The organism is Thermoflexibacter ruber (genome assembly GCF_900113045.1).
Classification (GTDB): Bacteria; Bacteroidota; Bacteroidia; order Cytophagales; family Thermoflexibacteraceae; genus Thermoflexibacter; species Thermoflexibacter ruber.
The window spans coordinates 261,198-285,794 of the sequence record NZ_FONY01000001.1 but is presented as its reverse complement, the minus strand read 5'-3'; the positions used below and the strand labels follow the sequence as shown (position 1 = coordinate 285,794).

21 protein-coding genes and 1 other RNA gene are annotated in these 24,597 nt (G+C 38.9%); 9 read left to right on the top strand and 13 right to left on the bottom strand.

The window, feature by feature from the left end; genetic code table 11:
• Window positions 1-37 precede the first annotated feature (37 nt).
• The 8 genes from BM141_RS01100 to rpmB form a co-directional block, all read right to left on the bottom strand.
• The gene (locus tag BM141_RS01100) at window positions 38-400 is read right to left on the bottom strand and encodes a single-stranded DNA-binding protein (RefSeq protein ID WP_091538491.1); all 363 of its coding nucleotides are present in this window, start codon (window positions 398-400) and stop codon (window positions 38-40) included.
• Between the two features lie 42 nt (window positions 401-442).
• Complete coding sequence (gene xerA / locus BM141_RS01095; protein ID WP_091538487.1) at window positions 443-2,077, bottom strand: site-specific tyrosine recombinase/integron integrase; 1,635 nt, start codon at window positions 2,075-2,077, stop codon at window positions 443-445.
• Between the two features lie 94 nt (window positions 2,078-2,171).
• Window positions 2,172-4,337 (bottom strand): S9 family peptidase, encoded by a 2,166-nt coding sequence (locus tag BM141_RS01090; RefSeq protein ID WP_091538484.1) that lies wholly within the window; start codon window positions 4,335-4,337, stop codon window positions 2,172-2,174.
• Window positions 4,338-4,416: 79 nt separating this feature from the next.
• A complete protein-coding gene (locus BM141_RS01085) occupies window positions 4,417-5,070 on the bottom strand; it encodes a rhomboid family intramembrane serine protease (RefSeq protein ID WP_091538481.1) in 654 nt (217 codons plus the stop codon).
• Between the two features lie 3 nt (window positions 5,071-5,073).
• Window positions 5,074-6,033, bottom strand: coding sequence for a signal recognition particle-docking protein FtsY (ftsY, locus tag BM141_RS01080; RefSeq protein ID WP_091538479.1), 960 nt, complete (start codon window positions 6,031-6,033; stop codon window positions 5,074-5,076).
• An 89-nt stretch (window positions 6,034-6,122) separates the two neighbouring features.
• On the bottom strand, window positions 6,123-6,278 hold the full coding sequence (locus tag BM141_RS01075) for a DUF4295 domain-containing protein (RefSeq protein ID WP_091538478.1): 156 nt from the start codon (window positions 6,276-6,278) through the stop codon (window positions 6,123-6,125).
• Between the two features lie 14 nt (window positions 6,279-6,292).
• Complete coding sequence (rpmG, locus tag BM141_RS01070; RefSeq protein WP_091538476.1) at window positions 6,293-6,475, bottom strand: 50S ribosomal protein L33; 183 nt, start codon at window positions 6,473-6,475, stop codon at window positions 6,293-6,295.
• 51 nt (window positions 6,476-6,526) lie between these two features.
• Window positions 6,527-6,769: a 50S ribosomal protein L28 gene (rpmB, locus tag BM141_RS01065; protein ID WP_091538474.1), complete on the bottom strand. Its 243-nt coding sequence runs from the start codon at window positions 6,767-6,769 to the stop codon at window positions 6,527-6,529.
• Between the two features lie 148 nt (window positions 6,770-6,917).
• Here rpmB and BM141_RS01060 point away from each other — a divergent pair, with 148 nt between their 5' ends.
• Complete coding sequence (locus BM141_RS01060; protein WP_091538472.1) at window positions 6,918-8,141, top strand: exonuclease SbcCD subunit D C-terminal domain-containing protein; 1,224 nt, start codon at window positions 6,918-6,920, stop codon at window positions 8,139-8,141.
• Between the two features lie 2 nt (window positions 8,142-8,143).
• On the opposite strand, the gene BM141_RS01055 is transcribed toward BM141_RS01060, so the two are convergent.
• On the bottom strand, window positions 8,144-9,397 hold the full coding sequence (locus tag BM141_RS01055) for a glutamate-5-semialdehyde dehydrogenase (RefSeq protein ID WP_091538570.1): 1,254 nt from the start codon (window positions 9,395-9,397) through the stop codon (window positions 8,144-8,146).
• 154 nt (window positions 9,398-9,551) lie between these two features.
• Between BM141_RS01055 and BM141_RS01050 the strand changes: the two genes are divergently transcribed.
• The 6 genes from BM141_RS01050 (at window position 9,552) to ffs (ending at window position 17,813) form a co-directional block, all read left to right on the top strand.
• Window positions 9,552-10,505 (top strand): acetyl-CoA carboxylase carboxyltransferase subunit alpha, encoded by a 954-nt coding sequence (locus BM141_RS01050; RefSeq protein ID WP_091538470.1) that lies wholly within the window; start codon window positions 9,552-9,554, stop codon window positions 10,503-10,505.
• 78 nt (window positions 10,506-10,583) lie between these two features.
• Complete coding sequence (locus BM141_RS01045; protein ID WP_091538468.1) at window positions 10,584-11,153, top strand: hypothetical protein; 570 nt, start codon at window positions 10,584-10,586, stop codon at window positions 11,151-11,153.
• A gap of 103 nt (window positions 11,154-11,256) precedes the next feature.
• Window positions 11,257-13,584 carry a protein kinase domain-containing protein gene (locus tag BM141_RS01040; protein ID WP_091538466.1) on the top strand — a complete coding sequence of 776 codons (2,328 nt, stop codon included), beginning with the start codon at window positions 11,257-11,259 and terminating at the stop codon, window positions 13,582-13,584.
• A gap of 104 nt (window positions 13,585-13,688) precedes the next feature.
• Window positions 13,689-16,247: a circularly permuted type 2 ATP-grasp protein gene (locus BM141_RS01035; RefSeq protein ID WP_091538464.1), complete on the top strand. Its 2,559-nt coding sequence runs from the start codon at window positions 13,689-13,691 to the stop codon at window positions 16,245-16,247.
• Window positions 16,248-16,344: 97 nt separating this feature from the next.
• The gene (locus BM141_RS01030; protein ID WP_091538462.1) at window positions 16,345-17,664 is read left to right on the top strand and encodes an aminotransferase class V-fold PLP-dependent enzyme; all 1,320 of its coding nucleotides are present in this window, start codon (window positions 16,345-16,347) and stop codon (window positions 17,662-17,664) included.
• A gap of 52 nt (window positions 17,665-17,716) precedes the next feature.
• Window positions 17,717-17,813, top strand: an RNA gene (gene ffs / locus BM141_RS01025) — signal recognition particle sRNA small type.
• Here ffs and BM141_RS01020 read toward each other — a convergent pair.
• The 3 genes from BM141_RS01020 to BM141_RS01010 form a co-directional block, all read right to left on the bottom strand.
• The gene (locus BM141_RS01020) at window positions 17,812-19,359 is read right to left on the bottom strand and encodes a bifunctional metallophosphatase/5'-nucleotidase (RefSeq protein ID WP_091538460.1); all 1,548 of its coding nucleotides are present in this window, start codon (window positions 19,357-19,359) and stop codon (window positions 17,812-17,814) included. The genes ffs and BM141_RS01020 overlap by 2 nt on opposite strands.
• Window positions 19,360-19,682: 323 nt before the next feature.
• On the bottom strand, window positions 19,683-20,666 hold the full coding sequence (floA, locus tag BM141_RS01015; RefSeq protein ID WP_091538458.1) for a flotillin-like protein FloA: 984 nt from the start codon (window positions 20,664-20,666) through the stop codon (window positions 19,683-19,685).
• A 67-nt stretch (window positions 20,667-20,733) separates the two neighbouring features.
• Window positions 20,734-21,219, bottom strand: coding sequence for an NfeD family protein (locus tag BM141_RS01010; protein ID WP_091538456.1), 486 nt, complete (start codon window positions 21,217-21,219; stop codon window positions 20,734-20,736).
• Window positions 21,220-21,385: 166 nt separating this feature from the next.
• On the opposite strand from BM141_RS01010, the gene rseP reads away from it, so the two are divergent.
• Window positions 21,386-22,702: an RIP metalloprotease RseP gene (gene rseP / locus BM141_RS01005; protein ID WP_091538454.1), complete on the top strand. Its 1,317-nt coding sequence runs from the start codon at window positions 21,386-21,388 to the stop codon at window positions 22,700-22,702.
• 433 nt (window positions 22,703-23,135) lie between these two features.
• Here rseP and BM141_RS01000 read toward each other — a convergent pair whose 3' ends face one another.
• Complete coding sequence (locus BM141_RS01000) at window positions 23,136-23,765, bottom strand: SprT family zinc-dependent metalloprotease (protein ID WP_091538452.1); 630 nt, start codon at window positions 23,763-23,765, stop codon at window positions 23,136-23,138.
• A gap of 193 nt (window positions 23,766-23,958) precedes the next feature.
• Between BM141_RS01000 and BM141_RS00995 the strand changes: the two genes are divergently transcribed.
• Window positions 23,959-24,594: a Crp/Fnr family transcriptional regulator gene (locus BM141_RS00995; protein ID WP_245763951.1), complete on the top strand. Its 636-nt coding sequence runs from the start codon at window positions 23,959-23,961 to the stop codon at window positions 24,592-24,594.
• Window positions 24,595-24,597 lie beyond the last annotated feature (3 nt).

Sequence of the window (24,597 nt, the reverse complement as noted above, 5' to 3'; positions counted from 1 at the left end):
GCTAACATCTGGATAAACGCAACCCTTGCGTTTATTTTTAAAAACTTGCGTTTATTTCCGCTTTATCAGCAGGCTTATCCAACATGATAAAACTCTCCGCAATGATTTCTGTTACGTATTTTTTATTGCTTTCCTTATCTTCATAAGAGCGGGTTTTGATTTTCCCTTCCAAATAAATCGTACTGCCTTTCTTCAGATACTTCCCAGCCAAGTCTGCCAGACTTCGCCAAGCTACTATATTATGCCATTCTGTTTCGCTTTGTACGTTCCCTTCCTTATCTCTATAACTTTCCGTAGTGGCTAAGGAAAATTTAGCCACTGTAATGCCTCCTTCCAACATCTGCACCTCTGGCTCTTTGCCTAAGTTGCCTATCAGCATTACTTTGTTAAGTCCACGCATCTATAATTTATTTTTTTGTTTTGCGAATTAAAAAATTTGTTTTCAAATATCCAAATTATCTAACGGACTTTTTATTTGGTCAAAGCCCTTGGTTGTTACGTGTGTATAAACTTCTGTAGTTTTCGTACTTTCATGTCCAAGTAAAACCTGAATATAACGCAAATCAGTGCCATTTTCCAAGAGATGCGTTGCAAAACTATGGCGTAAGGTATGCACGCTTACTTTCTTTTTTATACCTACTTTTTTGCATATTTCTTGGAAAAATGCTTGTATGCTCCTTGCGGAGTATCTACCTCCTTCTTGCCCTTCAAACAGGTATTCCTTAGGCTTGTATGCCTTGAAATAAGTCCGCAATAGGTCAAGTGTTTTCGTAGAAAGCAAGGTATAGCGGTCTTTTTTGCCCTTGCTTTGCTCTATTCTGATTTGCTTTCTTTCAGAGTCTATATCTTTGATTTTGAGGTTAATAAGCTCGCTTATCCGCAACCCTGCGGAGTAGATAACCGTCAGGATTGCCTTGTGTTTGAGGTTGGTGCTTGCTTTCAAAATTGCTGAAACTTCTTCCATACTAAGTACAGTGGGCAGAGCTTTTTCCTTGTTAGGACGTTCTAAAAAATAAAACTTGCGTTGCCCACCCAATACTCTTTCATAGTAAAACTTAATCGCATTAATTGCTTGATTTTGAGTAGAAGCAGACACCTTGCGGTCTATCACCAAGTACCTGCAAAAAGCAATGATTTTCTCCTCATCAATTTTATCTATTTCTACGGTAGGATAGTGGTTGATAAACTCCTCAAAAAGGCTTTTGTATGCTTTGATAGTACGCTCGCTATACCGCAATTCTTTGAGTTTCAAAATCATACTTTCAGGGCAGGAGCGATAGTTGGGTACATCATATTCCGTTTTGCGGGCTACTTTGCTTGTATCAGTCTTTTCTTCTTCGTAATGAAAATTCAACCCTTCATTTTTTACAATCGCCTGAATTTGAGCCAATAACTTATCAGAAAAAGGAATTGTCCACCATTTGTTTTTGCTATCCCAAGACCAAAAAGGCATTTTCTTAATCGCCAACGTCAATGCTTTATTAAAGCTAAAAATGAGTCTTAGCCTATTGGTTTGTGTCTTTATGACCAAAACATCTTTCGCATCTATTTTTTGAGTAGTTTCCTTTCCTGTTTTTACTTCTATTTCTTGGTGAATCGTAATGTTGCAAATCCTATCTTTGAAATATTCTTTGATAAGCTCCAAGTTATCAGGGTAGTTAGGAATGAGCCAAACCTTTTGTGCCTTGTCAAATTTAGAAAATCGCAAAGTCAAGATAAATTTGGTATCTAATTCATTTTTAGGAAGTTTTAAAATTATTTTCCTGCCTATCACTTCTACTAAAACCGAAGAGACTTTGGGCAGGTTTACTTCTTCTTTTGGGACAGTTGCAGCAGGTTTAGACTTTTCTTCTGTTTGGGTTTCTGCCTTTTCAGGTTTGTCCACGATTATATCGGGGAAAAGCGATTTTAGTTTTCCAAACGCCTCTTTGGTATAAGGAATATGCCAAGCCTTGTGCGTTTTGCTCCACTTCGCCCCTTCCACTTGGCGAAGTAAAGTGATAAACTCCTGATTGTAAGGGAAATCTACTTTGATTCTTGTTTCTTCCCTGTGAATAATTTTGGTAGCTTTTATCATAATACCTGCGTTTATTCCGATATTCCGACTGATAAACGAAGTAAAATTAGCATAAAAAACAAAAAATCCAAGCCATTTGCGACTTGGATTTGGTTTAATACGCTTTTATGCCTAATACATCAAATAAAAAGGCATATTCTAAGGCGATTTCTTTCAAGGCTTCAAACCTGCCCGATGCTCCTCCATGCCCTGCTTCCATATTGGTTTTCAGCACCAAAAGGTTGTTGTCTGTTTTCAAAGTGCGGAGCTTGGCTACCCACTTGGCAGGCTCCCAATACTGCACTTGGGAGTCATGCAAGCCTGTGGTTACGAGCATATTAGGATAGGCTTTTGCCTCTACATTATCATAAGGAGAGTAGGAAAGCATGTAGTCATAGTATTGTTTTTCCTTTGGATTGCCCCATTCATCAAACTCTCCTGTGGTGAGCGGAATAGACTCGTCCAGCATGGTAGTAACCACATCTACAAAAGGCACGTCTGCTACGATTGCCTTGTAAAGGTCAGGGCGTAGATTGACCACCGCTCCCATGAGCAAACCTCCTGCACTTCCACCACTTGCAACCAATTTATCAGCAGAAGTATATTTTTCCTTGATGAGGTGTTCAGAGCAAGCGATAAAGTCAGTAAAGGTATTTTTCTTTTTCAAAAGTTTGCCATCTTCGTACCACTGTCTGCCCATTTCTTCGCCGCCTCTGATGTGGCAAATCGCATAGATAAAACCTCTGTCCAACAAACTCAAGCGCACCGAGCTAAAACTTGCATCTAAAGAATAACCATAAGAGCCATACCCGTATTGATAAAGCGGAGCCGTTCCGTCTTTGGGCGTGCCTTTTTTATACACCAAAGAAATAGGAATTTTGGTGCCGTCTTGGGCAGTGGCATAAATTCTTTCTGCTTGGTAGTTCTCAGGTTTGAATGTGCCACCCACTACTTCCTGCTGTTTGAGCAGGGTTTTCTCTTTAGTGTCCATGTTGTAGTCAAAAGTGGAACTTGGGGTAGTCAGGGAAGTATAGCCGTAGCGCAAGATATTGGTATCAAAATCTAAATTTATTCCTGTACCTGCGGCATAAGTTGGCTCACCAAAGTCGACATAGTGTTCTGTTTTGTCGTTTTTGATAATTCGTAGGTGCATCAAACCTTCTTTTCTTTCTTCTAAGACCAAAAAGTTTTTAAAAACTTCAAAACCTTCCAACAGCACTTCCTTTCTATGGGCAATGACTTCTTTCCATTTTGCCTTGTCCGCAGTTTGGTTTTCTGCTACTTCCATGAGTCGGAAGTTTTTAGCCTGCCAGTTGGTGCGGATGTAAAACTTATCGCCTACGTGGTCTATGCCGTATTCGTGTTCTCTTTCTCTTTTCAAAAAAAGTTTGAATTTTTCATTGGGCTTGCTTGCGTCTAAGATTTGGGCTTCGGTAGTCAGCGTACTGCTGGACGCAATCACCATATATTTCTTTGACTTGGTGCGATATACACCTACATTGAACGTTTCATCTTTTTCCTCAAAAATGAGTTCATCTTTGGCGGGGTCTGAGCCAAGTACGTGCTTGTAGATTTGGTAGGAACGCAAGGTTTGCAAGTCTTGGCGCGCATAAAAAATGGTTTTGTTGTCATTTGCCCAAGCGATATTTCCTGTGATATTAGGAATTACGTCTTGCAAGGTTTCGCCTGTGGTTAAGTTTTTGAAATACAAGGTATAAATCCTGCGACTTACTGTATCAGTAGAATAAGCTAAAATATCTTGATTGTAAGACACTTGCATTCCGCCTACGGCAAAATAGGCATGTCCTTTGGCAAGTTCATTTCCGTCTATCATCACTTCTTCTTGGGCTTGCAAAGAGCCTTTTTTGCGGCAGTAAATCGCATATTCCTTGCCCGTTTCATAGCGTACATAGTAGTAGTAATCATCTAACTTATAAGGCACAGACTCGTCTTGTTCTTTGATTCTGCCCTTCATTTCTGCAAAAAGTTTCTCTTGGGTTTCCTTGGTATGCCCAAGTACGGTATCTAAGTAAGCATTTTCTGCTTTCAGATACTCAATCACCTCGGGGTTTTCTCTTTCATTGAGCCAGTAATAGTTGTCTATGCGTTTGTGTCCATGAATTTCCAATTCTTTAGGGACAATTTTCGCTTTGGGAGGAGTAGCTGTCATGCGTTTAAGTTCTTTATTTTGGTTGTGTTGGTTTTCCTGACCGCAGGAATAAAGCAACAAAGTTAGCAAAAATAGATTTGCTAAGAGAAAAATGGTGTTTGGGAGTTTCATGTTATTTGTTTTTTTAAGTGAGAATGAAGTATAATTTTCAACAAAGTTATCATTTTTTGTTACTCTACCCAGTATTTACCTACTCCTTACCTTCTTTATACTCATACTTAAAACTTTTCCCTGCTATATTTCTGTAGCCCTCAAAAATGGGAGTGGGGAGGTTTTCTTTTTCTTCTATTTCTGTATCGGCTTTGATATTTTTATAAGAAAAAGCACAAATGCTCCCAACTGCCGCCCCCAAAAGATGCGACTCGAAGGAAACGCCTGAACCTGCTGGGAACAAGCCAGTTATCATGCCTCCATACAAAAAAGCGACTGCTATGGCAACAGCAATGGATTTGAGGTCGCGCCGAAAAATGCCACTAAAAAAGAGAAAAGCCGCAAAGCCGTATATCAAGCCGCTTGAGCCTATGTGATACGAAGGACGCGCAAAAAGCCAAACGCTCATGCCCGTTAAGAGATAGATATACAGAAAAACTTTTTTAGCCAACAAGGGATAGAAAAACAAAATCCCTCCACCTAAGATAATGAAGGGAACGGTATTGGAAAATAAGTGGAAAAAATCTCCATGCACTAAGGGCGAGGTAAAAACACCAATAATGCCAAAAAAAGAGCGAGGGTACAAACCCAAAGTGTAGATAAAAGAGGTATTGGTGTAATACTCGTACAGTTTAACTATCCACAAAACCAAGGCACCCAAAGAGGCTATGCCAAAACTGCGAGATAATTTCATACTCTATTTTTGAGTTTTAAACAAAGAGTCGACAAATTCTTTGCGGTTAAATATCTGCAAGTCATCTATTTTCTCACCTACACCTATGTACTTGACAGGAATCTTAAATTGGTCGGAGATACCTATGACCACCCCTCCTTTGGCTGTGCCGTCTAACTTCGTAATTGCCAATGCAGTAACCTCTGTTGCTTGGGTAAACTCTTTGGCTTGGATAAAGGCATTTTGTCCTGTGCTTCCGTCTAACACCAATAAAACCTCATGAGGCACATCGTCGGCGACCTTTTGCATCACCCTTTTGATTTTAGCAAGCTCGTTCATCAGCCCCACTTTGGTGTGCAATCTTCCTGCGGTATCCACTATCACTACGTCTGCATTCATTTCTACGCCTTTTTTTACTGCATCATACGCCACAGAAGCGGGGTCAGTATTCATGCCATGCTCTATCACGGGTACGCCTACGCGCTGACCCCAAAGTTTGAGTTGCTCTACGGCTGCTGCCCGAAAAGTATCTCCTGCGCCTAAAACCACCTTATTCCCCCTTTTTAGAAACTGTGCCGCCAGCTTGCCAATAGTAGTAGTCTTTCCCACCCCATTCACCCCTACGACCATGATGACATAAGGCTTTTTCACCTCTGGCACGAGGAAGTCTTCCAAATCTTGGGTCTTATTTTCCATCAGCAAGGCAATGACCTCTTCCCTTAGAATACGCTCTAACTCTGAGGTATTCAAGTACTTATCTTTTGCCACACGTGCTTCTATCCTCTTGATAATTTTCAAAGTGGTATCTACCCCTACATCAGAAGAAATCAAGATTTCCTCTAACTCGTCCAGTACCTCGTCGTCCACCTTAGACTTCCCTACGATAGCCCTGCTGAGTTTGCTAAATAAATTTTGATTAGTTTTTTCTAATCCTTTGTCTAAGGATTCTTTTTTTTCCTTAGTGAAAAAGTCAAAAATACCCATATAAAAGTAGTTATCAGGCAAAAATAAAAAAAGTCCCTCAAAAATAGGGACTTTACTATAAAAAACACATAAAATCTTTGTGCTAAAAATTAGTTTCCGCTCAATGCTTTCTTTGCGTCTTCCTCAAGCATAATTTCCTCCTTGAAAGTGTAAGCACCTGTCTTAGGTGATTTCACCGCCCTGATAACCTTAGCGTATTTAGCGCCGCCTTCTTTTTTCAATGTCGCAACTACTTTCTTTGCCATAGTCTAAAAAAGTTTTACTTTATTTCCTTGTGAATAGTGTATTTTTTCAAGACAGGGTTGTATTTCTTCAACTCCAGTCTTTCTGTGGTATTTTTCCTATTTTTAGTAGTGATATACCTTGACATTCCTGGTAAGCCTGAGTTTTTGTGTTCAGTACATTCCAAAATTACCTGAATTCTATTGCCTTTCTTTGCCATGATTTATCCAAAATTAAATCGTTAAAAATGAATGATTTAGGATTCAAAAAATTACCATTTTTTGATAAGTCCATTATCTTTTGCTTCTTTCAAAACAGCAGTGATACCTTTCTTGTTGATGGTTTTCAAAGCTGAGGTGCTTACTTTCAAAGTAATCCACTTGTCTTCTTCAGGAATGTAAAAACGCTTTTTGTGCAAATTAGGAGCAAAGGTGCGTTTTGTTTTATTATTTGAGTGCGAAACATTATTCCCTACTTGTGCTTTTTTCCCTGTTAATTCACAAACTTTCATGATTTGAGCTATGATTAGATGATACCTATATACCTTGCAAAAATGTTATTTTCCTTAAATGGACTGCAAAGGTAGGAATAATTTGCATATTTTCAAATCATAGCATTAATTTTTTCCTATTTTTACGGAAGAAATACTGAAAAGAATTAGCATGAAAATTTTACATACTGCCGACTGGCACTTAGGGCATTACCTCAAAGGGCAGGAAAATATGCGACTCGAGGAGCATAACCTCTTTTTAAGCTGGTTGTTAGATACAATTGAAAATGAGCAAATTGACTTATTGCTCATCGCGGGGGATATATTTGACTCGGCTAATCCACCCCATTGGGCAGAGGAGCAGTATTATCGCTTTCTGGCAAATGTCCGCCAAACGGCTTGCAAAAACGTGCTTATCATTGGCGGTAATCACGACTCGCCTACCAACCTGAATGCCCCCAAAGAAATTCTTAAATTCTTAGATGTGTATGTCGTAGGCAAAGCAAGTGATAATCTGCAAGATGAAATCGTGAGTATCAAACATCAAAATCATACAGAACTGGTGATATGCGCTGTACCTTTTCTAAGAGATAGCGATATTCGCAAGGCAATGAGTACAGAAAATATTACTGAAACAGAAAGACGCATCAAAGAGGGAATTATTCAGCACTATCACCAAGTAGCAAGTTTGGTCGCAGATTACAAAAAAGAGGGTATTCCCATTTTGGCAACAGGGCATCTCTACGCCGCAAAAAGCCAAACCTCTGATAGTGAGAAAGAAATACACATAGGCAATCAAGGACAGATAGAAGTAGAAAAACTCCCCAGCATTTTTGATTATATTGCTTTGGGGCATATTCATCGTCCTCAAAAAGTAGGAGGACATCAGCACATTCGCTATTCAGGCTCGCCTATTCCTCTGAGCTTCAGCGAGTACAACGACAGAAAACAAGTAATTATTTTAGAGATAGATACTCATGGACTTACTTCTTTGCAAGAAATCGAAGTTCCTTTATCTCGCCCTCTGTTGAGTTTCAAGGGTTCGTTTGCGGAAGTAGAAAAGGAAATTTTAAGTTATGAGCAAAAAAATCCTTTGAATGCATGGGCAGAGGTCAAGGTAGTGTTACAAGAATATGCAAACGGTTTAGGCGAAAAAATCCACGCCTTAGGCAAGGAAAAAGGCATAGATATTTTGAAAGTAAACATAGAATATGATAGGACACATTTGCCGAGTAGTGAGCCAAGTATTCAACAATCTCTAAGTGAACTTACTCCCTTAGAAGTATTTAGGCAAAAATGTGAGCAGAAAAACATTAATTTAGCAAACGAAGATTACAAAGAAGTATTGGAGGCTTTCCAACTGCTTTTAGAGGAAGTAGAAGGTCAAGAAGAATAGCCTCATGGATTCCTGATTTGTCCGTTGCTTCTGACTATCCACTTATACGAGGTAATCTCAGCCAAAGCCATAGGACCGCGTGCGTGAAGTTTTTGGGTGCTAATGCCTATTTCTGCCCCTAAGCCAAATTGGGCACCGTCTGTAAATGCAGTGGAAGTATTGGCATAGACTACCGCTGCATCTACGGCTTTTAAAAACTGGCTAATAACTTGTTCATTTTCACTAATAATAGCTTCGCTATGTTTGGAACTATACTGGGCGATATGGTCTAAGGCTTCTGAAAAGCTACCCACGGTTTTGATAGACATTTTATACGCCAAAAATTCTGTCCCAAAATGCTCAGGCTGTGCTTGGTGAAGTAGATTAGAAGGATAAGATGAGTTTTTTAATATTTCAAAAGCCTGTTCATCTGCAAAAATCTCTACTTGGTGGGTGGCAAGCGGAGCAACTAACATAGATAAATCTGCCAAGCGGCTTTGATGAATCACAAAACAATCTAAGGCATTGCAAACGCTCACCCTGCGCGTTTTGGCATTGTGAATAATTTTTTTCCCTTTCTCTACGTCCCCACTTTCATCAAAATAGGTATGCACAATTCCTGCTCCTGTTTCTATCACAGGCACTTTTGAGTTTTTTCTCACAAAATCAATGAGTTGCTGGCTTCCTCTCGGAATGATAACATCTACATAACCCACCGCATTGAGCAAGGCAGCGGTAGCTTCTCTTTCTGGAGGCAGGAGCTGAACAATATTTCTACTAACGCCATGTTTATCAAGTGCTTGATGAATGATATGGATAATGGCTGTATTAGAAAAATGAGCATCGCTTCCTCCTTTGAGTATGCTTACGTTTCCTGCTTTGAGGCAAAGTGCAAAAACATCAAAAGTTACGTTAGGGCGCGCCTCATAAATCACCCCAATTACCCCCAAAGGAACGCTTACTTTTTGCAAATGAAGCCCATTAGGCAAATTTTTTTCTTCTATCAACTTTCCTAATGGAGAAGCTAATTGGCTCACGTTCCGCATCTCTCGGGCAATTCCCTCTATGCGTGAGTGCGTTAGTTGCAGTCGGTCGTACTTGGGGTCAGCCTTGTCCATGCGGGCTAAATCTTTGGCATTCTCCGCTAAGATAAAATCACTTTGCTGAACTGCCAAATCAGCTACTTCATTGATTATTAAGTTGATAATATTTTTTTCTATCAAATTGAGTTGGCGGCTTGCTTGTTGCGCCTGCTTAAAAACCTGCTCCAAAGACATAATTTTGAGGTATTTTTTTGAGGTATTTTTCACTTGCTTTTGGCAATATTAGAGGGCAAAGTTTTAATTTCAAAATCAAATACTGATTTCTCATTTTCTTTTCTATAAATTTGCGTCTTGTAAAAAGAAAAGGGATTAAATTCACCATTAAAATATGACATTATTGGACTTTGAAAAACCAATTGCAGAGTTAGAAGCACGCTTGGCAGAAATGAAACAACAGTTGGGCGATAAGCACGATGCCGATTCAGAATCTGCATTGAAAGTTGTTGAGAACAAAATTTTGCAACTCAAAATAGAAACCTATCAAAATTTGACCCCTTGGCAACGCGTTCAGCTTTCTCGCCACCCTGAGCGTCCTTATACCTTAGACTACATATATAGCATCACTAAAGACTTCATAGAATTATTTGGCGACCGTACCGTAAAAGACGACAAGGCAATGGTGGGCGGTTTTGGAACGATAGATGGGCAAACTTTCATGCTGATAGGTCAGCAAAAAGGACGCAATACCAAAGAGCGTCAGTTCCGTAACTTTGGCATGGCAAACCCCGAAGGCTATCGCAAGGCATTGAGGCTAATGAAGTTAGCAGAAAAATTTGATAAGCCTATTGTTACCTTTATAGATACACCAGGAGCCTATCCCGGCATAGAAGCAGAGGAAAGAGGGCAAGCAGAGGCGATAGCACGCAACTTGAAAGAAATGTTTATGCTCAAAGTGCCTGTGATTTGCATAGTCATAGGAGAGGGCGCATCGGGAGGTGCTTTGGGCATTGCGATAGGGGACAGAGTTTTGATGTTAGAAAATACTTGGTATTCAGTGATTTCCCCAGAAAACTGCTCTACTATTCTTTGGAGAAGTTGGAACTTCAAAGAGCAAGCGGCTGCCGCCATGAAACTCACCGCCAAAGATATGCTTGCTTTCAAATTGATTGATGGCATCATAGAAGAACCGCTTGGCGGGGCGCATACCAACAAAGAAGCGACTGCCAACGCAGTGAAACAAGCTATTTTGGCTTATCATTCCGAACTTGCGCAAATGAGTGTGGCAGAACGCATAGACAAGCGAATAGAAAAGTTTGGAAGCATGGGTTTGGTGATTGAGTAAAATATTCCTCATAAGAATTTTGACACACATTAGATGAATCTCAAAAGTATCTCTGGGGCATAGGCAGTGTTTAAGATTATGAAAGCAATTTATCTTTTATTTTTTTATGTTTTACTGATATCATTTTGGTCTTGTCAATCAGAAAACTCACTTAACTCGACAAGCTATCAGGGAAAAGCCTTCCGATATTTTTGGGGCAATGCGATTGATGTGGATAAGTTTGATTTCAAACTTATGGTAGAAAATCAACATGATAACTTGCAAAAATACCAGTATTATTTGACCGACTCAGTAGGCAATCTGCTTAAACTGATGATGGATATAGAGGTAAAAGACAGCATTTTACTAATGACAGTAGGTGATTACAAGCCTAACGTACAGCGTAGGTTAGTAGGAAGTAAAGTGTTCTATATGGGGAAAAAACAAATTACTATTAGTAAATTTAAACGAACTGAGTTGGACGAAAATAAAGATGATGCTGTATTTATCGCCAAGGCGTATGGGGTAGTCAATATGCTTTCATATAGTCAAAAGAATAGAGTAATATACACCATTCGCTCCGATAAAAGCGTAGAAAACTTATTTGCAGAGATAAATCGCTTTTTGGAAAAAGATACTGCTGGTTTTTATTACCAATCTCAAAAATAGCATCAAAAGTAGTGTATAATGTACCTATGTGATTAAAAAATTGTAATTTTAAAGGCTTATTTGAAATTTACAATTCTAAAAATTAATAATTTCTCATTCAGTCATGTCTAAAGTCTTAAGCCTCATTTTCACAGAGGATTTCTTTGCGGGTTGTATCTTACAAGATGGTCAAATTCAGCTATTAGAAGTAGAGGGCTTTCAGCTATTACCTTTATATTTTGAGGTAAAAAATGACAGTTTGATTTATCCCATTAGCAAAAATGAGTTTGAAACCGCTCAGGGACGTACTGTTTTTGGCAATTACTTCCAACAAATAGACGGAAACACCACTTTTTCTTTGTATGGTAGTCATTATGCCTTAGTTACGATTATTACGCACCTCTTAGACCGCATGAAAGAGAAATACAAGGAATTGACAGGAAATTATCATGCGGAACAGCTTATCCCTGTTATTTTAACCCTTCCCATAAATAGTAGCGGTAGGGCAAAAGACCGCTTAAAAGACTTTATCAACAAAAGAGGCTTTAAGATAGTACAAGAAACAAGCCTTTCTAAGGCAATTAAATTAAATTATAATAATTTCTCCAAAATAGCAGTAATAGATGCGCTTGGTAAGACATACATAGAATTTGCTACCATCAGCGACAACGACCAATACAGTGAAAAAATTTATGAGTTTGATGAAGCAGGAGAAAGAGAGATAATTGCTAAAGCTCTGTTTTACAAAGCCTTAGAAAACTCCTTTTCTGCATTGGTACACGATGAGCAAAGCAAAGAAAATGAGTTAAAAAGATATATTCCCATAGCAAGAGAATGGATAAATACCCTCAAACTTAAACAAGAGGTCAATGTGCATCTGACTTTTCCTGATGGCTATGCTGGCAGTGCATTTTTGACTAAAAGAGAGGCAGATGACTTGCTCATAGATACTACTTTGATTTTAAACAAAATCAGGACTTTACAAGACAGAGTTCAGGCTGGTGTATCGCCTCAACGCATTATCTTGTTAGGCGAAAAACTCCATAATTTTGCCTTGCTGACCGCACTCCAACAGCAGTTTGGTGGAGATAAAATCTTCCAACTCACTGAAGATGTAAAGGCAGTCCAAGAAGCCGCAGCAGGAGTACTGCTGCTCTACCAAAAACAATTCCAAGACAGTGCTTCCACCCAAATACAAAAACTTATCAGCGAACACATTAGTAAATATTTAAGCATTTCTGATACTAAGCGGCTTGAGTGGATTAGTATAGCTACTAAATCAGGTATTTCAGAGGTTCAGGTAGATGAATGGATAAGCAGAGAAAGCCAAAAATTGAGAGTAGTCAAAATACTTGGCTTAGAGCAAATTACCCAATTAGAGGAAGTTCAACACCCTAAGCTTGGGAGGGTGGCTCGCAAAATAATGAAAGAGCAATATGCCTCTGACAAATACGAAAGAACTAAGTTTTTTAATGAGTGTAAAGCTATCTCCCAGCTCGACCACCCTCATATAGCTAAAGTAGTGAGTATGAGCGAAGAGAACGAACCCAAACTGTATTATACGGCAGAGTACATAGAAGGAAAAATGCTTTCTACGGCGATGCCTCTGAGCAAAACCAATATCAAACGCTATGCCCTCCAACTTTTAGATGCCTTGCACTATATTCATTCTCGCGATATTTGGTATAAAACCTTGAAACCCAAAAACATCATCATTGTCCCTACTAACGATACCTGTAAATTAGTCGCTTCGGGTTTAGAACTTACTGATAATATCAAGCAACGCCAGCGTCAAAACATCAAAGATTTTGGCTTAATTCTTTTGGAAATGTTTACAGGAAAAACGGCTTATCAGGCTATAGCCCAAGTAAGCGATGAGAAATGGGCAGACATTATCAAAAAGACCTCTACAGGGAGTGCGGCAGAAACATACAAAGAGGTTTATGAGATTATTAGAGATATAGAAGAAATGGACAAAGTAAAAACAAACACTACCAATTTTACTTTTCCAATTAAAAAAATACTTATATGGCTCACCTTGTTTGTGGGACTTTTTTTGGCTTTTGTATTTTTAAAAGATAAATTGCTACACTTACTTTCGTATTCAAATCCCCCTGATGTACCACAGATGAGAGACTTACCCAATATTCAAAAGAGATTTACAGGAAAACTGCGCTTACCTAATAAAAAAAAAATAGACATTTGGCTTACTATCAAAGACTTAAAACCTATGAATGAGAATAAAGCTGTATTTGTGTACTCTGTTAGGATAGACTCGGCAGGAGGCGATATACGTTTTTATCGTGAGCCAGAGAAGATAGGCGAACTATTGCTGGTTGATAAAAAATTAAAATTGCAAAGTCCTACATTTGCAGACTGGGAATATGAACAAGATACGCGAGGCAAAGTAAGTTTAAAATCGCTGAATATAGAAGATTTGTATTTGGATTGACTTAAATCTTTATTATACTCACAACTGACAGGTTTGTAAACCTGTCAGTTGTAAAGAACGGATACCCCAATTACTATTTCATTTTTCTTACAAAACTTCAAACTATGACAAAGCAAGTCGAGCAGGGTATAAAAAGGCTATTGGCTTTGTATGCTTCTGAAAATATCTGCCATGATGAAATGTGGGAAAATGGAAGCGTTAAACCTCATTGGCACAGTTTAATAGCTTATATGCAAGGCTTGGGCAAGCAAGAACTTACCCAAAGGCACGAGGACATCAAAAAAATACTCAGAGAGAATGGCGTAAGCTACAATATCTACGATGACCCCCAAGGTATGAATCGCCCTTGGCAACTCGACCCTATTCCTTTGATAGTAAGCAAAGAGGATTGGGAAGTTACAGAAAAAGGACTAAAACAAAGGGCAGAGTTACTCAATCTCATTTTGAAAGATATTTACGGTGAGCAGCAACTTATCAGGAAAGGTTTTTTACCTTTAGAATTGATTTACAATCATATAGGTTTTCTTAGACCCTGTTTTCAACTTTTTAAAAATCAGGCTTACCCTTTGACTTTTTATGCCGCAGATACCGCAAAAACTGCTGACGGAAGACGCTGGGTCTTAGGAGATAGGACACAAGCTCCCTCTGGGATAGGCTACGCCTTGGAGAATCGCTCCGTTATGAACAAGGTCATGCCCGAGTTTTTCCAGAACCAGCATATCAAAAAACTATCTCATTTCATTGATATACTCCAAAATACACTTTTTGATTTAGCTCCCCAACACAAAGAAAATCCACGTATCGTACTGCTTACGCCGGGAGAGAGAAATGAGGCTTATTTCGAGCATGCTTACTTAGCCTCTTTTTTAGGTTATACCTTAGTACAGGGACAGGATTTGATGGTAAAAGATGAGATGGTTTGGCTCAAAACTCTGGGAGGTTTGGAGCAGGTTGATGTAATTTGGAGAAGGGTAGATGATGCCTTTTGCGACCCCTTGGACTTGCGGGCTGATTCGCACTTGGGTATAGCTGGCTTAGTTACAGCCCTTAGGAAAGGAAATGTATCAGTAGTTAATATATTGGGAAGCAATGTCTTAGAAAACTCTGCTTTGATGGCTTTTCTACCCAATATTTGTCGTTTTTACTTTGGAGAAGATTTGATTTTCCCTTCTGTAGCGACTTGGTGGTGCGGACAAGAAAAAGAAAAACAATACGTATTGGAAAATTTGGAGCATTTAGTTATTAAAACGATTTATCCGCAAGGGAGTACTAATGCTATTTTTGGAAATAAACTCAGCAAAGAAGCCTTAGAAACGTGGAGAACCAAGATTAAAGCCAAACCTTACTTATACTTAGCCCAAGAGCAGTTAGAGTTTATTTCTACGCCCTCTTTTTTCAACCAGCAGTTAGAGCCTCGCCACGCCGTTTGGCGGTGTTTTCTGCTTGGAAATCAAAAAAATGGCTATACAGTGATGGCTGGTGGACTGACGCGCTCTGCGGCAGAGAGGAACAACCTCATTATCTCCAATCAAAAAGGAGGTATTAGCAAAGATACTTGGGTAATTAGTTCAGAATCCGAAGCACAAATGCGTCCACTCAGAATACATATTCACCAGCAAAACACCACAATTTCAAGTCGTTATGCAGAAAATCTTTTCTGGGTAGGACGATATGCAGAAAGAGCAAAACTGTCTGCACGATTGTTGAAAATTGTTATTCAAAAATACAATGAAACACAGTTAAGTAAAAGAAAATCAGATAAAAAACTACTCTATAACCTGCTTTGCGCCCTTACTCAGTTCACCATGACCTACCCAGGTTTCATAGGGGACGGAAGCAAGGCTCGCTTGCAAAAGCCAGAAAAAGAATTACTTGCCGTAGCTATAGATTCTTCTAAAAGTGGCAGTGTGGCTTCCGTAGTGCAGTACCTCATGCGAGCAGTTTACGCCATCAGAAACTGCTGGTCAGCGGATACTTGGCGAATTTTAGACCAAATAGATGACTATTGGAAAATGCTCTCTCAACTTCCAGAACTAAACCTTCGTAACATACAAATGGCTCTTGACCAGTTGATTACACATCTTGCCGCTTTTGCAGGTTTTAACAAAGAAATTCTCAATCGGAAGTACGAGCTACCCTTGTTTGAATTGGGAAAGAGAATAGAGTGTGCTTTGCTTTCTATCTCGCTTAGTCGCTCTACTTTGACATTGGTAGAATCCGCAGAAGTGGAGCATGGTTTGATAGAAACTGTTTTAGCTTGCCAAGAGAGTTTGAATACCTATCGCTTTAAGTATCAATCTTATTTGCATTTGCAGACCGTCTTGGATTTACTCTTGCTTGATGGCACACACCCAAGTTCTCTGCTCTATCAGTTGCAAGTCATTCAAAATCATTTAAAATGTCTTCCTAAATTTAATCATTTTCCTAAACTCAACGAGGAAGAGAAGTTGGTATTGGAGGCTCTTTCTATTTTACAACTCTCTGACACTCATTTGTTAGCCTCACATTCTTCAAAAAGTTTCATACGAGAAGACTTAGAAAAATTGCTTTCTAAGATTGCTGATTTGTTGGCTGGAGCTTCTACGGCAATCGTCAGTAGGTACTTCAGCCATGCCCAAATCCAACAACAACTCTCTGGCGTGCAAGAATTGAAGGATTTGTAGGCATTTAATGGGATTAAATATACCCTTGCTCATATTTGCAAAAGCTACAAAAAAATCTCAACTTAGTAAGTAGATAGCAAACTTTTTAACTCCTCAAATGATGACTTCAAGACGCAATTTTTTCAAAAAAGCAGGTGCTATTGGCTCCCTGGCAACGATTTCTCCTGTTTTTGCCAAAGACGTAGAGCAGGAAAGAGTTTTTACGATAAAAAATATAGAAAATGCAGCAAGTAAAGTGCAACACCTTTCCCCCGAAGAAGCTGCAAAAGACGAAGATTTCTGGTACTGGGTGCAAAAAGCCTTTGTCCAATCCCCCAATTTCATCAACTTGGAAAATGGCTACTGCTCTGCCCAGCCTACGGAAACCATGAATGCCTTGTTTAAAAATATCCAATACATCAATGAGTTGCCTTCTTTTTACATGAGAAGAAACCAACAGGCAGACAGAGAGGAAGTAAAAAAGCAGTTAGCAAAGTTAGCAGGAGTTTCCACAGAGGAAATCATGATTACGCGCAATACCACCGAAGCCTTAGAAACTATTATTTTTGGCTTGCAAACTTTGAAAGAAGGCGACGAGGCTATCATGACCAACCAAGATTACGGCAGTATGTTAGAGGCTTTTTACCTCAGAGCAAGGCGTTACGGCTCAAAAAACGTCATCATTTCTCTGCCCCTGCACCCTAAAAGCAATAAGGAAATCGTAGATTGCTATGAAAAAGCCATTACCCCACGTACTAAAGTCATTTTAGTTACGCACATGATAAACTTGACAGGACAGATTTTGCCTGTCAAAGAAATTGCAGAAATGGCTCATGCCAAAGGTGTAGAAATTATTTCCGACTCTGCGCACTCTTTTGCTCACATAGATTTCAAAATACCTGATTTACAATGCGATTACTTTGGTACGAGCCTGCACAAGTGGCTAAGCACCCCACTTGGAGCTGGACTAATGTATATTAAAAGAGAGAAAATCAAGCAAGTATGGGGGCTTTACGGCGAAACAGGTTTTGCTGATGATGACATTCGTAAGTTTGAGCGAATCGGTACGCACCCTTGTTGGACAAATTTGACCATTTCTAATGCCATTCGTTTTCACAACGCTATTGGAGCAAAGAGGAAAGAGGCGCGTTTGCGTTATTTGAAAAATTATTGGGCAGAAAAGTTAAAAAACAATCCTAAAATTATTTTGAATGTTCCTTTGGAGGCGGAGCGTTCTTGTGGCTTGGGCAATGTAGCCGTCAAAGGACTTAGCCCTACCCAATTAGCTGACATACTGTACGATAAGTATAGAATTTTCACCGTAGGCATAGAAACAGAAGCCGTCAAAGGCATCAGAGTAACGCCTCACTTATACACTACTTTGGAAGAATTGGACGCTTTTGTAAGGGCAATGGAAGAAATAGCAAGAACTTCTTAACAAAAAATTAATCAAACCCTATTGCATTATTCGTTTTTTTGCTACCTTTGCACCCGCAAGCACCTACGACCAGCTCCTGTGAACCCCTCCAGGACGGGAACGTAGCAAAGGTAAACGGTTGTAGCGGTGCGATAGGGGCTTGCTTTTTTATTTTTGCTTTCTCATAAACTCCACTACTGCTCTCCTTATATCATTCCGTAAATCATTCTTATCATTGATATTTGGTCGGATAATTTGCCTAATCTCAGGATTTTGCCCTGTCAAGAAATCTAAGTTTGCTTCCTGCCCCGTCATCAAAAAATCAGTAATTGCAATGCGGTAATACTCCTGCTCTTTGATTTTTTTCTTCCCTATTTTCCATTTTTTCTTCTTGGCTTTGATATTGTCGTAGTGTAGAAATCCACCCTTGCCTTGGTTGTTCCTGCCTGTTTCCAAGACCTTTTTTAGCAAACTTCCTTTCATTTCTACCTCTACAATCTGCCCGCCAAAAGGTAAAATTCTTAGCACATCGTATTCCGTAATTTTCCCTTCCAACTTGTCATCTACTCGGATAGACCCACCATTATAGACAGAAGCAAGCGATTGAGGACAAGCACGCAGCATAGCTTTGGCAATCAAGGTAGTAAGATTGGTATGTTTAGTTCGCACACTGCTCTCCAAGCCGTCCAAAGGCTCTTTTGCCTCCATGAGTTCTTGGGTGGGATTTAAACCTATTGCCCGAATGCTTTGGTCTGCTATGACCAACCATTTATCCACTACTTTGGCAGTAGCGGGGTCGTCAGGAATAGCATTATCTATTTTCTTCAGCTCCGAAGTAATCGTAAGATTTTTGGTGTCCAAATCAAAAACAAAGCGGTGAATATAAGCAGTTTTGGCATTGGCATCGGCTTTGCAAATCCTTACATTGCCTACTTTTACGTCCATGTTGTCATGCTCATGTCCTCCTATAATAAGGGCGAGTTGAGGAATTTTTTGGGCTAACTCTCGGTCTTCTTCTATGCTTTGGTGGGTCAGAGCTACTGTAAAATCCGTTTGGTCTTTCAAGAGATTGTACTCCTCCAAAGCCCTATCAAATTGATTTTCCATTTGTACAAAAGGCTTATCTACAGCCAACATCAAACCTATCAAGCCTATCTTTACTTTCCCTGCATGGATAGTGGTATGATTAGGAAAAAACTCTTTTTGCCCATTTTTTTCCCTAAAAAAAGGGGAGATAGGTGCATTAGCGGTTTTATATTTAGCATTGGCTATCACCCATTGGAAAGTAGATTCATTGAGCCTCTCTTGTAACTCGCTCATTTCCAAGTCAAACTCGTGATTCCCAAAAGTTACATAATCTATGCCCATGACGTTCATCACTTCTACCATTTGTTTTCCTTTGATATTTTTGCCTTCGTATTTGAGCGTACCTATGACAGAAGGATTCAAAAAATCTCCTGCTAATACCATAAAAGTATGCGGATTTTGTGCTTTAAGCTGCTTGTAAAGCGTGGCTACTCGTGCCATGCCCCCGACGGTGCCATTGGACAGAGGAGCGATTTCATAGACATCATTGAGTTGGAGAAAAACTACTTCTTGGGTATTTTGTCCGCTAACATTCCAAGAAAGTAAAAGAAGAAATAGAAATAAGTGGATTTTTTTTAAGACTTTCATTTGATTGGAAATATTAAAAACTGTTTGGTTAAACCGTGTCATGAAAAAAATGTTTTCAAGAATGTATGCTTGGTTTATTGACAATTACCTACAAGGATTTATATTTGTACGAAGGTGTTACCTATCGGCAAGGCACATCACTCAGGGATAAAACTTAAATGTATTTATCTGCAAAATTAGTATTATCTGTGTTTTATAGATAAAATAGGCGGTGACAAATTAAACAAGTTAATACAGTAAAAGTAATCTATTGAAAATCACATAGTAATACTCTGTTAGTATTTTCATCATAAGTTATAAAAATCAGGTCGACCTACGAACAGTCGACCTAATTTTTATATAAAAGACAGGAATTTAAAGATTTATTACTTAGCAGAATCTAACTTTTTAGTTTCTTTCCCTCCATGTGCTATGGATTCTCTCATTTCTGTATCTGCCTGTATGTTTTGTAAGCGATAGTAGTCCATGATACCTAAGTTACCGCTTCTAAGGGCTTCTGCAATAGCCAAAGGAATAGTTGCTTCTGCCTCTATTACCATTGCCCTTGCGTTTTGTGCTTTAGCTTTCATTTCTTGTTCTACGGCAACTGCCATGGCTCTGCGTTCTTCTGCTTTTGCCTCAGCTACTTTTAGTTCGGCATTAGCTTGCTCTATCTGGAGTTTTGCCCCAATATTGTCCCCTACGTCTATGTCTGCAATGTCAATAGAAAGAATTTCAAAGGCAGTTCCAGAGTCTAAGCCTTTGGAAAGCACCAGTTTAGAAATTTTATCGGGATTTTCCAATACGTCTTTGTGAGAAGAAGAAGAACCGATAGAAGTTACTATCCCTTCGCCTACCCTTGCTAAAATCGTTTCTTCACCAGCCCCACCGACCAACTGAGCGATGCTTGCCCTTACTGTAACTCTTGCTTTTACAATCAGTTGGATACCGTCTTGGGCTACAGCTGTAACTTCTGGGGTATTGATAACTCGTGGATTTACAGAGATTTGTACGGCATCAAATACATCTCGTCCTGCTAAGTCTATAGCTGCGGCTTGCTTAAAAGAAAGTTCAATATTGGCTTTGTCCGCAGAAATTAAGGCTTTGATGACAGAGGGAACGTGTCCGCCTGCTAAATAGTGAGTTTCCAAATCAGAAAGTGTAATATCTAAACCTGCTTTGGTGGAGGTAATCATAGAATCCACGATGAGGCGAGGAGGTACTTTACGAATACGCATGAATATCAAATCAAATAGCCCCACACGAACTCCTGAAAATAAAGCTGTTATCCACAAGTTAAGTGGAACGAAATATAAAAAAACAAAGAAGGCAATAATGCCCGCAATGCCAAAAATCAAAATATTTTCCATTGTTTTAGGTTATTAGTGTAAAAATTTAGTTTATGTAGTTTTGTGGTTTGTAGTTACTTGTTTTAGCTTAGTTTTCCAAACTTTTGATTTCCTCTACAAAAATCTTTCTCCCTTCTATTTTTACGACTTTAATGGGCTTGCCAACATCTATGAGTCCTTTGCTACTCGTAACTTCAAACCTCGCCCCACTAATCTCTGCATCTCCCACGGGTCGCAGGGTAGTTTTTGCTGTGCCTACGTCGCCTTCGTTGAGGATATAAATAGGGTCGTCCTCATTTACCTTACTTTTTATGCTCTTTTTCAGGGCAAATTTTTGCCAAACTCCACTTTTCAAACTGTAAAAAAAAGCACCTGCATTGGCAATAACAGTCAGCATAAGCACGATATTACCTACTTCACTCCCAAAATATGAGTAGCTTAGATAGATGCCTGCTCCGCTAAATATAGCCCCTATAATGCCCATAATGGTAACACCGGGCAAGAAAAACACCTCACCTACGAGGAATATTAACCCCAAGAGCAAAAGGAAAATGATAGTAAGCCAATCTAACATACTCAAATTTATAAATTTTAGCAATAAACTATGCAAGTATAAGAAAAAAAATCCAATTTTAATATCTTTGCAAAATTTGTAAACTTTGCAAATAAAAGTTGTGTTAAAAAATTGGGCAATGTAAGCGTTGCCTCATACATAAAATTTCATACTAATATAACAAAGCATGGAAGGATTAATTATGACTGCTCAGCTTTTGTTGGGCTTGTCCATCTTGGTAGGATTGCACGAGGCAGGGCATCTACTCACAGCAAAAATGTTTGGCATGAGGGTAGAGAAGTTTTTTATTGGCTTTCCCCCAAAAATTACGGGTTTTAAATATGGAGAAACCGAATATGCCTTAGGTGCAGTTCCCTTGGGCGGTTTTGTGAAAATATCGGGTATGATAGATGAATCTTTGGACACCAACCAAATGAAGTCCGAACCGCAACCTTGGGAGTTCCGAGCCAAACCCGCATGGCAACGACTCATAGTTATGCTCGGTGGTATTATTGTAAATGTGATTACAGGAATTTTTATTTTTATACTCATGGTTTATTTCTTAGGAGAAACTTATTTCCCTCTCAAAGAAGTAAACAAACACGGTGTATATGTTTCCAAATTAGGGGAAGAGATTGGCTTGCAGACAGGAGATAAAATAGTGGCGATGAATGGACAGCCTGTTGAGCGATTCGAGGATTTGAGGAATCCCAAGTTTTTATTAGAAGACCAAAGCTATTATACAGTATTAAGAAATAATGAAGAAATCAAAATTGCTATCCCTTCTAATTTTTTAGATAAACTCTCTGACAAAGAAAACGCAGGTAGCTTCATAGAGCCGCTTTATCCGTTCACTGTGGGCGAATTGCAAGACGGTATGCCTGCTAAAAAGGCTGGTTTGCAAGTGGGGGACAGGATAGTTGCCATTTCTGGACAGCCTGTGCAGTATTTCCAAGAATTGAGAAATATTTTGCAAGAAAATAAAAATAAAGACATAGAGGTCAAAGTAGAACGCAATGGGAGTTTTCAAACTTTGCCCATGAAAGTAACAGAGGAAGGTACAATAGGCTTCAGACCAGAAATGACCCTTGCTTCGGCTAAGATGCAATATTCATTCCTCGCTTCTATTCCTAAGGGAACGGTCAGTGCCTTCGAGGTAGTAGGTACGCAGATAAAGGCTTTTGGTAAAATATTTAGAGGAGAAGTTTCCCCAACAAAATCTTTGAGCGGTCCCATAGGCATTGCTAAGGTTTTCGGCGGAAGTTGGGACTGGATTCGCTTCTGGACAATTACAGGTATGCTTTCTATGGTCTTGGCTTTTATGAACTTATTGCCTATTCCTGCTTTAGACGGGGGACACGTAGTATTTTTGACCTACGAAATCATCTCAGGACATGCTCCTTCAGAAAAGTTCTTGGAAAATGCTCAAAAAGTAGGTATGGTTATTTTGCTTGTCTTAATGGCTTTTGCCTTTGGTAATGATATTTATAAGCTCATTTTTTAAAATGATATACTCAAAATAAAATGATTTTTCAATCCCTTTCTCAGCAAGAGAAAGGGACTTTGGTTCTCTGAAACTTTTTGTAGAGTTAGCCAATAAACAATACCACATGTAACTTTAAGCCCGTAGGGCTGTCATCTTGGTAGAAAAGAGTAAGCCCAAGCCACCTACAGCAAGGCTGTAGGCATGAAATATGCCACTACTACGCGGTTCTATATGGTCTAATATTCATTATTTTCTACAAAAATAGCACAGCTACGGTGTTAGTCTGAAAGTCCAATGCTTACATAAGTTTTACAAAGGAAGTGTCAGAGAACAGGGACTTTGGAGTAAAGAAAATTTCAAAACCACTTTTGATTGAGTATAAAAAAAAATATAATCAATACAAAGACCTGTCAGATTTCTAAAATCTGATAGGTCTTTTATTTGAAATAACCTATGTAGAAGTTTTTATTTTGATAGGTATGACAGGCATTAGTCCGTGAATCCTGTATGCTTTTTTAGTTTTTTGTTCTATGCACTTATAGTTTTTTCGCAATTTTTCTCCTTTGAGAAAGATACGTCCATCATCTATCTGAAAATAACTATTAGGTGCAACTTCCTCTAAATGTATCACATGTGTTTCTTTATCGTACTTTCTCAACAGTCGCATGAGGTTTTCATCTCTACAGCTCGAGGCGGCGGGATTGCTCATATAGTTTTGCAATGCTTCCTCAATTTCTTTTGGGAAAATGTGCTTATCAAAAAATAGGCTCATCAGTTTTTGGAACTCTCTTTTCCACTCTATTCCATGGGGGAGGACAAGGTGTCTATATTTCTCATAAGTAGTCAGATGTGCCAATTCATGCACAAAAGTCAGCAAAAAGGCATAAGGATTCAGGTTGCTGTTGATAGAAATGCGATGCCCATACTTTCCATCGGGAGAGCGATAGTTACCTAAAATACTGCGGCGAGGTGCGGCAATCTTAAGGTGTACTTTGTACTGAATCAACCATTTCACTACTTGGGTTACAGCCTCAGCAGGAATATATTTTTTGATGATATTTTTAATTTTATCTTCTGTCAAGGGAGTTAATTGGGGTCAGGGTTTTATGCTAAATCATATTTTCTTTACAAATTTAAGAAATTTTTAATTTACCCTAAGTATTTACTTTTCTTTAAAACTTTTTTACCTTAGCTATAAAGAATTTCACGTTTGTATGGACAAAGTTAAAGATGTGAAATATTGGTACTTGCGCAATCACCAAATTTTTTCACAAATGAATGAACAAGAAATCAAAATGCTTTGCGTAATTTCTGGATTTAAAAGAGCCAGAAAAAATGATTTGATTTTCTTTGATGAGGTGAAAAGAATTTACTTCCTCAAAAAAGGCATTGTTAAAATTATTCAAACTGATGCAGAAGGGAACGAAAAGGTCAAAGATTTCCTCCAACAGGGAGATATTTTTGGGGATATTACTTTGGAAAAAGGAAAAAATAGTTTAGGAAACTCCGAGTATGCCAAAGCGGTGAGCGATGAGGTAATTATCTGTTCTTTTATGCCTGATGACTTTGAGCAAGTATTAGAAAAAAATCCGAGCATTGCCCTTAAACTGACCAAGAAGGTAGGAGAGGAACTTCGCACCTTACAAGTCCGATACAATGATTTGATTTTCAGAGATGTAAAAACAAGGCTTATTAACTTTCTCGTAGATTTTTCCCAAAAAAATGGGAAAAAAGAACAAGATAGTATTGCTGTAAAAAATTTTCTCACCCACCAAGATATTGCTGACATCATTGGTGCTACTCGTCAAACGGTAACTTCTCTTATCAACGAACTTGAACGCGATAACAAGCTTCATTATTCTCGTTCAAAGATCATTATTCCTAACATCAACGACTTAAAGATAGGCTAAAAG